The sequence below is a fragment of the Neorhizobium sp. SOG26 genome, assembly GCF_003491345.1.
Classification (GTDB): Bacteria; Pseudomonadota; Alphaproteobacteria; order Rhizobiales; family Rhizobiaceae; genus Neorhizobium; species Neorhizobium turbinariae.
Map to the genome: position 1 here is coordinate 1088623 of NZ_CP025513.1, position 13763 is coordinate 1102385.

Here is a 13763-nt window from a genome sequence, read left to right on the forward strand (position 1 = left end):
AGCCGACTGTTCTCGCTCGCAAAGATCTGCACTGCCGCAATGCCAAACGCTAATGTATTTGATGGCGGCTCATTCACCCTTGACGAGACAACAGGATAGGTCCTTAGCTTGGCCTAGCCACCATGATGGTGGTTAGAGGCTCACGCTGCGGCTCGTTCGCAGATGGTGGGCCTCGTCTCGTTTCGCGACGGATTTCCTGCATTGCTACATATTGCGTCGAGTGGTGCTTCAAGCGACCGTGAGAGATCGTGCGTTCCCACTTCACATCGGTGCGCTAGATAGACCGGCAATGAACTGGAGAAACTGCGTGCTGCGCCGAACGATCATCACCTCTTTCATCATCGTCACAAACTTGTTTGGCTCTGTCGTGGCTCAAGAGTCCGGCGAACGGGAGCGCGGGCCGCGAACCGAACAGAGCGAGGCGAGCGGCATCTTCAGCCTCATTCCAGCGGATTCGACCACCGAGCATGTCTTCAAGTCGCCGGCCGGCGATGTCCCCTATACGGCGACGGCGGGCACGCTCGACCTCTTCGGACAGGACGGTAAGCGGACCGCCAAGGTCTTCTACACCGCTTATTCCGCCAAGAACGGCGGCGCGGACCGGCCGCTGACTTTCGCCTTTAATGGCGGTCCCGGAGCGGCATCAGCTTACCTTCACCTTGGCCTCGTCGGGCCGAAGATCCTGGGGTTTGGTACGAGCGGCGACGATGGCACGAGACCGGTCCTACAAGACAACCCGCAGTCCTGGCTCGCTTTTACCGATCTGGTGCTGATCGATCCTGTCGGGACGGGCTGGAGCCGCGCTGCAAATGATGACGCTGCGAAAGGCTTCTACGGCGTGCGTCAGGACGCGGAAAGCCTCGCCAAGGTCATTTCGCTTTACGTGCAGAAGAACAATCGGCTGCAGTCGCCAAAATATCTGCTTGGCGAAAGTTACGGGGGCTTCAGGGCGGCGAAGGTGGCACTGGCGCTGAAGAACACGCAAGGCATCCTGCCAACCGGCATCATCATGTTGTCGCCCTTGATCGAGGGCAAGTTCCTGGCGAACTCAGACGATCCGCTGTCCGCCGCACTGCAGTTCCCGTCCCTTGCGGCGGCCGAACTCGAACGGACGCAGGATTTTACACCCGAGAAGCTTTCTGAGGCTGAGCGCTTCGCAATGACGGATTATCTGGTGGCCCTCGCCGGCGCGCCGGCTCACGGACCAGACGCGGACGCTTTCTATGAGCGCATCTCGACCTGGACAGGCATTCCGCGCGAGGCCGTGGAGCGGGCAAGAGGCTTTGTCGGCGATGTCTACGCGAAGCAAATGGCGGGCGCGGGCAAGGTCGTCAGCCCCTATGACGCAGCCTATGCGGTTCCGGACGCCTATCCCGAAGATCCGTACACCCGCAATGACGATCCCATCCTGGAAGGTTACACCCGCGCTTACGGTGCAGCCTTCAACAGCTATGCGCGCAATGAGCTCGCCTTTGCCAGCGAGATGACCTACTCGCTGCTCAACGAGGACATCAACCGTCGTTGGGAGTGGAATGGCAGCCGTGGCGGTGATAGCCGGGCGCTTGCCAGCGCCTCGACCGACATCCGCGACCTGCTGTCAGTGATCCCGTCCTTCAAGCTGATGATCGCGCATGGATATAGCGATGCGCTGACGCCTTATGGCGCCAGCCGCTACGTGCTGGACCACCTGCCCCCCGAGTTGTCGAAAGGGCGGGTGGATCTCAAGGTCTACCGCGGCGGCCACATGTTCTACACGAAGGCAGACTCTAGACGTTCATTCGCCGCGGACGTCCGTAGGTTCTACGGCGCCGAGGATCGATGACGCCGACGCAGTGAGATCACTTGCGGCGGTCGTTCCCGCCGCTCTTGGCCTTCGGCTTGCCCTTGTCGAACGGCTTTGGTCCCCGTGCTTCAGATGATTTGCCGGCTGAGGGTTTCCGACCCGCGAAGCTCTTCGATTTCGGCGCCGCGCCCCAGACTTCGTCGTCCATGCGGCGGTCGTCACGCGGTCCGGATCCGGTGGCTCTTGCCTTGGCCGGGCGCTCCTTCTGGTCCTGGTCGCGCCGCGGGGTGTCCTTCCAGGGTTTGTCCTTGCGCGGCTTATCCTTCCACGGCTTGTCCATGCGGGGGCCGTCGCGAACCGGTCCGTCCTCGCCACGGGTGAAGCTGTTGAAATCCGGTGCGCCGGCGAGACGGGTTACCTTGATACCCCGTTCCATCATGGCGTCCTTGCCGAGCTTCTTCAAAAACGCATCCGCCTGGGCAGCTGCAATCTCAACGAAGGTCTCGTCAGGCTGCATCTTGATCGCGCCGATCTCGTTCTTGGTGAACCCACCAGCGCGGCAAAGGGTGGGAATGAGCCACCGCGGCTCGGCGCGCTGCTTGCGGCCAACCGACAGGGAGAACCACACGGCTGGGCCGAAATCACCACGCGGCGTCAACGGCCGCGAAGCCGGATCGCCAGCATCGCGAGGCTTCCTCGCTTCAAGCGAGACTTCGGCGATTTCTTCCGGCGCGGAATACTTCGAGCGGTAAAGTGCGATGAAGGCTGCGGCAAGCTTCTCTGCGCCGTGGCTCGAAACAAGCTTTTCGATCAGTTCCTGCTCGTCTTCGCGCGGTGCATCATCAAAAATTGAGTCCGACAATAGGCGCTCGTCGTCGCGCGCAGCGACTTCGTCGGCAGAAGGTGGACGTGCCCAGGTCGGCGTGATGCCGGCGCCGCCTAGCAGGCGCTCGGCCTTGCGGCGGGCGTTTATCGGGACGATCAAGGCGCTGATGCCCTTGCGACCAGCACGTCCCGTGCGTCCGCTCCGATGAAGCAGTGTTTCCGAGTTGGTCGGCAGGTCGGCATGGATGACGAGGTCGAGGCCAGGAAGATCAATCCCGCGCGCTGCGACATCGGTTGCTATACAGACGCGTGCGCGGCCATCCCGCATCGCCTGCAGGGCGTGCGTACGTTCATTCTGCGTCAGTTCGCCGGAAAGGGCGACGACGTCGAAGTTCCGGTTATGGAAACGTGCCGTCAAATGATTGACCGCAGCGCGCGTCGAACAGAAGACGATGGCGTTCGTGGCGTCATAGTAGCGAAGTACGTTGATGATCGCATTCTCGCGATCCGACGACGCGACCATCAGCGCCCGGTATTCGATATCGACATGCTGCTTCTCTTCGGCAGCCGTTGCAATTCGGACGGCGTTGCGCTGATAGCTCTTGGCGAGCTTAGCAATCGCCGCGGGAACGGTTGCCGAGAACATCAACGTGCGGCGTTCCGGCGGAGCGGACTCAAGAATAAACTCGAGGTCTTCGCGAAAGCCGAGATCAAGCATCTCATCGGCTTCGTCGAGTACCGCCACCTGAAGTGAGGAGATATCCAGCGCGCCACGCCGAATATGGTCGCACAGGCGGCCAGGCGTGCAGACCACGATGTGCGTGCCGCGTTCAAGTGCACGGCGTTCGGTCCGGATATCCATGCCGCCGACACAGCTCGTGATCGTCGCGCCGGTCATCTCGTAAAGCCAGTCGAGCTCGCGCTTGACCTGCATGGCAAGCTCGCGCGTCGGCGCGATGACCAGGCCCAAGGGGCTTCCGGCCTGCGAGAAACGTTCAGCGCCCTTCAATAGCGTCGGCGCCATGGCGATGCCGAAGGCGACAGTCTTGCCTGACCCCGTCTGCGCCGAAACCAGCGCATCGGCATCAACGAGCGCAGGGTCGAGCATGGATTGCTGTACGGGCGTCAGCGTCTCGTAACCGCGCTTCGCCAATGCCTTGGCAATCGCCGGCACGGCGTTGTCATATTCTGTCATCTTCTTGTCTTCCGGAGTTTCAGTGCGCAGACGCGCCAGCGCTGCAACACACGCAGCACGATCGTGTCGCGGTCCTATCGGCTCGCGGCTGAAAAGTCAAAGGCAGAAGAATGGACGTGTGGCTGCAGCTTGGCAGCGGAGGTCAGCAGACAAGGTTCGTTTAGAGGGATGCGGCAGACTGAGGCTGCCGCATCCGACGGCGAAACGCTACTTCGCGTTCGGGTCCTTGATCTTCGGGAAGGTAGCAAACTCAACGTTATAGAGTTCGCCGTCGACTTCCTTCACTTCGCGCATGTAGATGTCCTGCACGATGTCGCGTGTCGCCGGATCGATGGTGATCGGCCCGCGCGGACTCGTCCACGACATGCCCTTCATCGCTTCGACAAGCTTGGTGCCGTCAGTGTCACCATTGGTCTTCTTCAGCGCTTCGTAGGCCAGGCTGATTGCGTCATAGCCGCCGACGGCCATGAAGTTCGGCCGCATGTTGTTGTTGGCTTTCCGTACTTCGGCGACAAATGCCTTGTTCTCCGGGCTGTCGTGCAGCGCCGAATAGAAATGCCCGGTGATGACGCCCTTGGCGGCCGGACCGATGCCATTCAGCAGGTCGTCGTCGGTGATGTCGCCTGTGCCAATCAGCTTGATGCCGGCTTCGGCAAGGCCACGATCGATGAACTGCTTCATGAACAGCGAGCCGACGCCCGACGGGACGAAGGCGAATACGGCATCCGGCTTTGCGTCACGGACGCGCTGGAGGAACGGGGCGAAGTCAGGGTTGGCGAGCGGAACGCGGATCGCCTCGACGATCGTGCCGCCTTCCTTCTTGAACTGGTTGGTGAAACCCTGCTCGATGTCGATGCCCGGGCCATAGTCGGAGACCAGCGTCACGACCTTCTTCATGTTGTTCTGCACGGCCCAGGTTGCGACCGGGACTGCCGATTGGGGTCCAGCCATGGAGGTTCGCACGTAATACTGCGACTGCGCCATGATCGCCGAGGTCGTGGCCGAGGTGATGATCGCCGGTATCTTCGCCTGATTAAGGACGGGTGCAACGGACATGGCAAGTGGTGTCAGGCCGAAGCCCATCAGCATCTTCACGCCATCATTGACGACGAGCTCCTGGGCGATACGGCGCGTCTGGTCCGCAACGCCAGCGTCATCGCGTAGCACGACCTCGATCTTCTTGCCGGCAACGGTATCACCGTTCAGCGCCATATACGCCTTGATACCGGCTTCAACCTGGCGTCCGGTTGACGCAAAGGGTCCGGTCATCGGCAGGATCAGACCCACCTTGACGGCCTCCTGGGCAACAGCCGGCATTGCCGCCAGCCCGCTCAGCGCCAAGCAGGCAGCGCCCAAAAAAGTTCTTCTGATCATTCTCATCCTCCTCCAGAGATAAAGCTGGCGCGCAACACCTCCCTGCCGCCGCCACTCGCACCCACATTTTCAATGAAAGAACCGTCCGTCAACTGGGGAAAATCTTAAGCGACATCAAAGCGCCAGGTCCGATACGGGCTTCGGTCCCGCGACCTTCCCGTATGACCAGTTTAGAACGTTCATCTATTTGTCCGGAACGATTCCTCGGCCGCCCCGTTAGGGTGCCGGACGAAGGGGAACCGGATGAACAAGCGCATCCTGATCGTGGAAGACCAGTTTCTGATCGCAATGGCGATCGAGGACGCTGTTCTCGAACTCGGGCATCATGTCTCAGGCATCGCCGCCAGCCGCCGGGATGTCGAGCGACTGGATGAGGAAGCCGATATCGCCTTCGTGGATGTCAATCTTCTCGATGGGCCGACTGGTCCACTGATTGGACGAGATTTGGCTGCAAAAGGCTGCTGCGTGATCTTCATGACGGCTAATCCGGAATCGGTGGCAAATGGCATAGAAGGCACCCTCGGCGTGATCTCCAAGCCCGTCAGAGACCTCGATCTCATCAGCGCCATAGAGTTTGCCTCCTGCCGCTGCGAGGGCCGTGTCGGATTGGCGCCAAGAAACATGAAGGTCTTCGAACCCTCGTTCCAGTGACACGGACCGGTCTCATTTCCCCGATGCGGTTGATTAGCGAATGCTCATCCTTGGCCGCACAAGCTTCAGCTCATACAAGGCCGCCTCGTCCCGCCGCCAATCGGGACACAGCGGGAGCTGCTCACGCCTGGGTGGCTCCCGCATCTTCGTCTGCTCCCGTATACGATCTCGACATTGGGATGCGCAGGCTTTTCCCGGGAACGCGCAAGTCGCCGATCGTCCCATTGTAACTTTCCGCTCGAGTCTTATTCTAACACCGAGATTCACGGCCTCGGAGGGCCTTTTGAACAGAACGCGCCCTGCGCTCCTCCTCGTCACTGCATCGCTCATTCCGGTCATCATCCTGGCTGCCGTTATGGGGTGGTTCTTTATTCGCGAACAGCAGAAGAACCTGGATGATTCAGTGCGCGGGAGAGCGGCAACTTTGGCCGGTGTCCTGCAGCGCGAACTGAACAGCCAGATGCAATTGCTGGCGATCGTGGCAGAATCCCCGCGCCTCGACCCACCGATCGTCCGCTCCGCATTTTCCGAGCTGGCACGGCGTCTTCGCGAGCGCGTGCCGGAATGGGAGCAGATCAGGGTCTCGGATCTTGAGGGTACGGTCGTGCTCGCGGTGCCGCCGGTGCAGGGCAGCAAGCGCGTTGTCGAGATGGAAAGCCACGAAACCGCCGTTCGCACTGCCGCGCCGGTGATCGGCAACGTGGCGATGGGGCCGCGCGATCAGCCCGCCTTCCCGATCCGCGTTCCGGTGATCCGCAAGGACAAGACGCGCGCGATCCTTTCGGCTGTGATGCGCCCGACTGTCGTGACCAACCTTCTCTACTCCAGCGGCTTGCCAGAAACTTGGACGGCATATGTGGTCGACGGACAGGATCGGCTGGTGGCATCCACGGGATCACCGGCGCTTGCCGGCAAGCCCGCGACGGAATTCGCAGCCTTCAGCGGCGGCTCCTTCGGGTCAGCGACCACGACATCGGGCGCAATGTTGCAGATGGCAGAGGTTCCGCTAGATACCATTCCCTGGCGCGTGCGGATCGGCCTCCCCCTTGCCGAGTATGAACGTCTCGCGCGCAACGCCACCATTCTGATCGCCGTGGCGAGCCTCTGTACGATTTTGCTGTTCGGTTCTGCCGCCTTCCTTTTCCAGCGCGAGGTTCGCGCTCGAAACCGCGAACGTGAAAGTATGGCCAATTGGCAGCGGATGGATGCGCTGGGCAAGCTGACGGGCCAGGCGGCGCACGACTTCAACAACCTGCTTATGGTGTTCCAATCGGGCGTCGAGGGCATCAAGCGGCGACGCCATGACGAGCAACGCGTCAACCAGATGCTGTCGCACATGAGTGAAGGCGTAACGCGCGGCAAGGCGATCACCCAGCGGCTTCTTTCATTTTCGCGCCGGTCCAATCAAGGCGCGACCACGGTCGAGCTGGACCTGAAACTCGCCGAACTCGCGCCTCTGTTGAGACAAGCGGTCAATGATACTGTGGTGATGGACATCAAGTTGCCGGACGATATCTGGCCAATTCATGTGGATCCGGCGGGTCTGGAGATTGCGCTTATCAACCTGCTGACCAACGCCCGCGATGCACTGGGGTCCGGCGGCCACGTCACCATTTCGGCGCGCAACGTGCTGGACGGCAAGGCGGAAGTGCCGACGCTTCACGGCTCGTTTGTCGTGCTCACCGTTTCGGACACGGGGCGCGGCATCGCACCAGACGACCTCGGCCGCGTGTTTGAACCGTTCTTCTCGACCAAGAACAACAACGGCACGGGTCTGGGGCTCACCCAGGTTCACAGTTTTACGCAGGGCAGCGGCGGCGCGGTGAAGGTCACCAGCGTCGTTGGCCATGGCAGTGCGTTTACCTTGCTTCTCCCGAAGGCGAACGAGCAACAGATGTCGACTGACGACACCCGGCAGTCTCTTGATTTACCGCAGACGATCCTCGTCGTTGACGATACCCCCTCCTCGCTGGAATCCGTGCGCCTGGCGCTTGAGGAGCTTGTCGCGAATGTTATTACCGCCTCCAGCGGGCGGGAGGCGCTCGATATTCTGGAGCACCAGTCGGGGATCGAAGCGTTGGTCAGCGATATCATGATGCCCGGCATGTCCGGTATCGAGTTGGCGGACGAGGCGAGCAGACGACACCGTCGGCTGCCGATCGTGTTGATGACGGGTTATAGCGACAAGTTGGAAGCTGGCGCCGAGATCGGACGTCCGGTCGTGGGCAAACCGTTCAAGGTGGAAGACCTGGCGAGCGCGCTAGGCGCTGCAAAGGCAGCGATCGCCGAACCTGTAAACGTCATTCGTCTGGAGAGGCCCGCGAAAAGCTAACCGCCGGTCAGCGATAGCGAATACGGCCATCAGTCGTCGTTCAGTTCCCGGATGCGATTGTGCGCAGCCACGGCGGCAACTTCGCCTTGGGCCATCGAAACGCCAAGCTGGTTGAGGCCTGTCACGACGTCGCCCACCGCATAAAAGCCGGGCACCGATGTCCCCTGATGCCCGTTCACCTTGATCCGACCATCCTCTTCCAGCTCGACGCCCAGCTGTTTTGCGAGAGCCGAACGAGGCGTGACGCCGAGGGCGGAATATAGCACCACCTTGTGCATCGGCTCGGATCCGTCGAGGAGAAGGTCGACGGCGCCGTTCTCCACCGGCACACAGTCGCGAAGGGGCTCCTGCCGGATTGCGATGCCGCATTCAGTAAGGCGACCGATTGTCTTGTCGCTCATGTGGAGCGGTTGTCCAAGGGTGGCAATGGTGATGACCTGGGTAAAGGAGCGGATGAATTTGGCCTCGGCAGCAGCCCTTTCGGTCGCGCCGATGACAATAACCGGACGTCCGGCGATCTCGAACCCATCGCAGATGGGGCAAAGGCGAATATGCCCGGAACGGACGAGGTCATGGGGATGATCCACGGGCGGCAGGTTATCTTCAATGCCCGTGGCGAGGATAACGTTCTTCGTTTCGAGTTGCCCATCCTGGAGATCGACCAGCAAACCGTCGCCGTCTTGGCGAAGAGCGGATACGGCGGTGTGCCTGATCTCGACGCCGTAGTTGCCCAACTGATTCCTCATCCGCTCCAATAGTTCCGGCCCCTCGATGCCGTTCGGAAAGGCGGGATGGTTGTGCGAGCGCGGGATCAGCGACGCGCGGCTCTGACGGGAATCGAGCACCACGACCTTGCGGTGCAAACGGGCAAGATAGATGGCTGCGGTTAATCCGCCCGGTCCGCCACCTATGACAACTGCATCTAACGCGGAAATCGCCAGCTCCTTTGGATGAAACAAGGGCTGCCTTAACAACTAGCGGAGCCGGTGGTTCCGCTCCCGTATCCTCTCCAGACAAAGCGAGACCGCGCGGGCTCCCGGTGGACAGAACCCGCGCGGCCTGGAGGCCAGCTTACTCGGCTGGAGAGAAAGCCGGTTCGGCGACCTCCTTCCCGTGCTGGCGCAGGGGGCGGTTACCGGTAATCACCCGAGCCAGCATGTAGAAGACGGGCGTCATGAAGATGCCGAAGAAGGTGACGCCGATCATGCCGGAAAAGACGGCGATACCCATGGCGACGCGCATTTCAGCACCCGCACCGGTCGAGAAGACCAGCGGCACGACACCCATGATGAAGGCCATCGACGTCATCAGGATCGGGCGAAGGCGAAGCCGGCTAGCCTCGACCGCGGCCTGGAAGGGCGTTCGGCCCTGGAACTCCAGCTCTCGCGCGAACTCCACGATCAGGATCGCGTTCTTCGCCGATAGCCCGACAAGCACCACCAGCCCGATCTGGGTGAAGATGTTATTGTCTCCACCTGTCCACCACACGCCTGTCAGCGCCGCCAGCACACCCATCGGAACGATCATGATGATCGCGAGTGGGAGCGTGAGGCTTTCATATTGCGCCGCCAGCACCAGGTAGACGAGCAGTAGTGCGAGCGGGAAGACGATGACGCTCGAGTTGCCGGCGAGGATTTGCTGGTAGGTCAGGTCCGTCCACTCGAAGTCGATGCCCGGCGGCAAAGTCTCGTCGAGGATCTTTGTGATCGCAGCTTCCGCCTGGCCGGACGAGACACCGGGTGCTGGACCCCCGTTGATGTCGGCTGACAGGAAGCCGTTGTACCGGGTGGCGCGCTCCGGCCCTGTCTGAGCCTCAACCTTCAGCAGGGCCGAAAGCGGGATCATCTCGCCTGCCTGTGAGCGGACCTTCAACTGCCCGATGTCTTCCGCCTTTGCCCGGAACTTCGTGTCCGCCTGGACCCGCACGCTGTAGGTGCGGCCAAACGCGTTGAAGTCGTTGACATAAAGCGAGCCGAGGTAGATCTGCAGCGTGTCGAAGACATCCGTTACCGAGACACCGAGCTGCTGCGCCTTTGCCCGATCAAGATCCGCATAAAGCTGCGGCACGTTGATCTGGAAGCTCGAGAAGATGCCGGCAAGCTCAGGCGTCTGGTTCGCCTTGGCGAGCACCGCCTTGGTCGCTTCGTCCAGCGCCGTGGCACCCAAGCCGGCACGATCTTCGATCTGCAGCTTGAAGCCACCCGTCTGACCAAGCCCGTTGACCGGTGGCGGCGGGAACATGGCGATGAAGGCATCCTGGATCGCGCCGAACTTCTGGTTCAGTTGCATCGCGATGGCGCCACCTGACAGCTCCGGCGTCTTGCGGTTCTCGAAATCGTCGAGGACGGCGAAGACGATGCCAGCGTTGGAGCCGATGGTGAAGCCGTTGATCGAGAGCCCCGGGAAGGCAATGGCATGCTCGACCCCCGGCTGCTCCAGCGTGATGTCGCTCATGCGCTTGATCACGTCCTCTGTCCGGTCGAGCGTTGCACCGTCCGGCAATTGAGCAAAGCCGATCAGGTACTGCTTGTCCTGCGCCGGCACGAAGCCGCCGGGTACTGCGTTGAACATGCTGTAGGTCGCGCCAACGAGTGCAAGATAGATGATCATCACCAGGCTCTTGCGTGACAGGAGGCCACCTACCGTCCGGCCGTAACCGTTCGAGGCGGCACCGAATGCGCGGTTGAAGCCACGGAAGAACCAGCCAAGGATGGCGTCCATGAACCGCGTCAGCCAGTCCTTCTTGGCATGGTGGTCCTTCAACAGCAGGGCCGCGAGCGCAGGCGACAGCGTCAGGGAGTTGATCGCCGAAATCACCGTCGAGATTGCGATCGTCAGCGCGAACTGCCGGTAGAACTGTCCGGACAGGCCGCTGATGAACGCGAGCGGAACGAAGACCGCGACCAGAACCAGCGCAATCGCGATGATCGGGCCGGAGACTTCCGTCATCGCCTTATAAGTCGCCTCGCGTGGCGAAAGACCGTTCTCGATATTGCGCTCGACATTCTCCACCACGACGATCGCGTCATCCACCACGATCCCGATCGCCAGCACGAGTCCGAAGAGCGTAAGCGCATTGATCGAGAAGCCGAAGGCATACATCACGGCGAAGGTGCCGATGATCGATACCGGAACGGCGATCAGTGGAATGATCGAGGCGCGCCATGTCTGCAGGAAGAGGATGACCACGAGCACGACAAGTGCGATCGCTTCCAGCAGCGTGTCAACGACCTTCTCGATCGAGGAACGCACGAACTTGGTCGTGTCATAGACGATCTCGTACTTCACGCCTTCCGGCATGGAGAGCTGGAGTTCGTCCATGGTCGCCTTGACGTTGTCAGCAATCTCGATGGCGTTCGAACCGGGTGCCTGAAGGACGGCGACGGCGACCGCCGGACGACCATCGAGAAGCGACCGCAGCGTGTAGTCGGCCGCACCAAGCTCGATGCGGGCAACATCACGTAACCGGGTGATTTCGCCATTTGCGCCGCTTTTGACGATGATGTTGCCAAATTCCTCCGGCGTGCGCAGACGACCCTGGGCATTGACGTTGAGCTGCAGGTCGACATCCGGCTGGGTCGGCGACGCACCAATGATGCCCGCCGCAGCCTGAACATTTTGTCCACGAATGGCGTTTGTGATGTCGCTTGCGGCAAGCGAACGTTCGGCTGCCTTCTGCGGATCGATCCAGACACGCATGGAGTAATCGCCGGCCCCGAAGACCTGCACCTGGCCAACGCCCTGGATGCGGGTCAGCCGGTCCTTGACGTTCAGCGTCGCATAGTTGCGCAGGTAGGTGATATCATAGCGGTCGGTATCGGAAACGAGATTGACCACCATGATGAAGTCAGGCGAACTCTTGACCGTGGTGATCCCGAGCGCGCGGACTTCAGCCGGCAACCTTGGCTCAGCCTGCGAGACGCGGTTCTGAACGAGCTGCTGGGCCTTGTCGGCATCCGTGCCAAGCTTGAACGTGACCGTCAGCGTCAGCACGCCGTCGGAAGTCGCCTGGCTGTTCATGTAGAGCATGTCTTCGACGCCGTTGATCTGCTCTTCAAGCGGTGTCGCCACCGTTTCAGAGATCACAGTCGGGTTGGCGCCGGGGTATACCGCTCGCACGACAATCGATGGAGGAACGACCTCCGGATATTCCGAAATTGGCAGTGCGCGAAGGCCGATTAGGCCAGCCACCACGATCAGGATCGACAGAACGCCGGCAAAGACCGGCCTGTCGACGAAGAAGCGGGAAATATTCATGTCGAAACCCTCTCTCCAGGGTGAAGGATGCAAAGGCCCGCCCCGCGGCTAAACGGCCGCAGGTGACAAGGGCTGAGGTTTTGCTGCAGTCTGACCGGCGTCCGCCGGTCAGGTGTTACTTGTGGGCAAGCTGTGCTTCGTCTTCGGGAGCAACCACGGCGCCCGGGCGAACACGCTGAAGGCCGTTGACCACGATGCGATCACCGGGGTTCAGCCCCTTCTCGACGATCCGCAGACCGTCTACCGTCGAGCCCAGCTCCACCTGCCGGTACCCAACCGTATTCTTGGCATCCACCACGAAGACGAACTTCTTGTCCTGGTCCGTGCCGATCGCCTTTTCGCTGACCATCAGGTGCTCGGAGGCCTTCGGCTGGCCCAGCCGGACACGAACAAACTGGCCGGGAAGAAGCTTGCCGGTCGGATTGTCGAAGACAGCCCGAACGCTGATCGTACCGCTCGTGGTGTTTACTTCATTGTCGATCAGCTGCAACTTGCCGCGGATCTTGGTGTCCTCACCGGCCAGCGTACTGACCTCGACCGGAACACGGTCAATGGCGGGAAAACCGTTCTCCACCGGAAGATCCGCCAGGATCTTTGCCACCAGTTCTTCGTTGGCCGCGAAACTTGCATAGATCGGATCGATCGACACCAGCGTCGTCAATGGAACGGAGGTGGAGCCGGCGGCGACAAGGTTGCCGACGGTTACTTCCAGCTTGCCGATCCTGCCGTCGATCGGGGCACGGATTTCGGTGTATCCGAGCTCCAACTGCGCTGTCCGCAGGCCCGCCTTGGCCGATTGCAGGTTCGCAAGAGCCTCGCTGTAGGTGCTCTGGCGTTGCGCAAGATCGCTTTGCGAGATCGTGTTCTTGGAAGCGAGGTTCTTGCCACGCTCGAGCTCGGTCTTCGCGTGGTCGACCTTGGCTTCGGCAGAGGCGACCAGCCCTTCCGCCTGAGCAACTGCCGCCTTGTAAGGTTCGGGATCGATGGTGACGAGCAGATCACCTGCTTTGACGAGCCCGCCTTCCCGGAAGTGGACGGACTGCACGGCGCCGGAAACCCGGGGGCGGATTTCGACCCGATCAACGGCTTCAAGCCGTCCGGAAAATTCCTGCCAGGTGGTGACATTGCGCGGAGTTACGGTGGCGACCGTCACCGGGACGGCCGGGGCCGGTGCGGTTTCGGTCGTCGGCGCTGCATTGGCGCCCTGTGGCATGTCCAGGTAAAAAGAAGCGCCAACGATAAGCGCAGCCGTACCCAGCCCGGTGCCCCACAGGGCCCAGTTTGATAGTCTCGATGCCATTGGTAGTCTCCTTACGGCCTTGGGAGGCGGCCGTTATTCCGTTTCA

Annotated in this window: 8 protein-coding genes; 3 read left to right on the forward strand and 5 right to left on the reverse strand. The window is 61.2% G+C overall.

The genetic code is table 11. The features are described 5' to 3' along the window. Positions 1 to 310: 310 nt before the first annotated feature. On the forward strand, positions 311 to 1822 hold the full coding sequence (locus CYG48_RS21820; RefSeq protein WP_445304370.1) for a S10 family peptidase: 1512 nt from the start codon (positions 311 to 313) through the stop codon (positions 1820 to 1822). Between the two features lie 16 nt (positions 1823 to 1838). On the opposite strand, the gene CYG48_RS21825 is transcribed toward CYG48_RS21820, so the two are convergent. Both CYG48_RS21825 and CYG48_RS21830 read right to left on the reverse strand, forming a co-directional pair. Next, positions 1839 to 3803, reverse strand: a complete 1965-nt coding sequence (locus tag CYG48_RS21825) for a DEAD/DEAH box helicase (RefSeq protein WP_118852744.1) — start codon at positions 3801 to 3803, stop codon at positions 1839 to 1841. Positions 3804 to 4010: 207 nt separating this feature from the next. Then, entirely contained in the window at positions 4011 to 5177 is a 1167-nt protein-coding gene (locus CYG48_RS21830; protein ID WP_118852745.1) for an ABC transporter substrate-binding protein, read from the reverse strand. 243 nt (positions 5178 to 5420) lie between these two features. On the opposite strand from CYG48_RS21830, the gene CYG48_RS21835 reads away from it, so the two are divergent. Both CYG48_RS21835 and CYG48_RS21840 read left to right on the forward strand, forming a co-directional pair. Continuing rightward, positions 5421 to 5828, forward strand: coding sequence for a response regulator (locus CYG48_RS21835; RefSeq protein WP_118852746.1), 408 nt, complete (start codon positions 5421 to 5423; stop codon positions 5826 to 5828). A 283-nt stretch (positions 5829 to 6111) separates the two neighbouring features. Beyond that, complete coding sequence (locus tag CYG48_RS21840) at positions 6112 to 8160, forward strand: ATP-binding protein (protein ID WP_245450567.1); 2049 nt, start codon at positions 6112 to 6114, stop codon at positions 8158 to 8160. 29 nt (positions 8161 to 8189) lie between these two features. Here the strand turns inward: CYG48_RS21840 and CYG48_RS21845 are convergent, their stop codons facing one another. The 3 genes from CYG48_RS21845 to CYG48_RS21855 form a co-directional block, all read right to left on the reverse strand. Beyond that, the gene (locus CYG48_RS21845) at positions 8190 to 9119 is read right to left on the reverse strand and encodes an NAD(P)/FAD-dependent oxidoreductase (RefSeq protein ID WP_245450568.1); all 930 of its coding nucleotides are present in this window, start codon (positions 9117 to 9119) and stop codon (positions 8190 to 8192) included. A gap of 112 nt (positions 9120 to 9231) precedes the next feature. Continuing rightward, entirely contained in the window at positions 9232 to 12417 is a 3186-nt protein-coding gene (locus CYG48_RS21850) for an efflux RND transporter permease subunit (RefSeq protein WP_118852747.1), read from the reverse strand. 115 nt (positions 12418 to 12532) lie between these two features. Then, positions 12533 to 13717 carry an efflux RND transporter periplasmic adaptor subunit gene (locus tag CYG48_RS21855; RefSeq protein ID WP_118852748.1) on the reverse strand — a complete coding sequence of 395 codons (1185 nt, stop codon included), beginning with the start codon at positions 13715 to 13717 and terminating at the stop codon, positions 12533 to 12535. Positions 13718 to 13763 lie beyond the last annotated feature (46 nt).

What these genes read in the sequence shown, in the direction of transcription:
- CYG48_RS21825 (WP_118852744.1), bottom strand. Translation starts at nt 3,803, where the DNA reads ATGACAGAATATGACAACGCCGTGCCGGCGATTGCCAAGGCATTGGCG.
- CYG48_RS21835 (WP_118852746.1), top strand. Translation starts at nt 5,421, where the DNA reads ATGAACAAGCGCATCCTGATCGTGGAAGACCAGTTTCTGATCGCAATG.
- CYG48_RS21855 (WP_118852748.1), bottom strand. Translation starts at nt 13,717, where the DNA reads ATGGCATCGAGACTATCAAACTGGGCCCTGTGGGGCACCGGGCTGGGT.
- CYG48_RS21830 (WP_118852745.1), bottom strand. Translation starts at nt 5,177, where the DNA reads ATGATCAGAAGAACTTTTTTGGGCGCTGCCTGCTTGGCGCTGAGCGGG.
- CYG48_RS21850 (WP_118852747.1), bottom strand. Translation starts at nt 12,417, where the DNA reads ATGAATATTTCCCGCTTCTTCGTCGACAGGCCGGTCTTTGCCGGCGTT.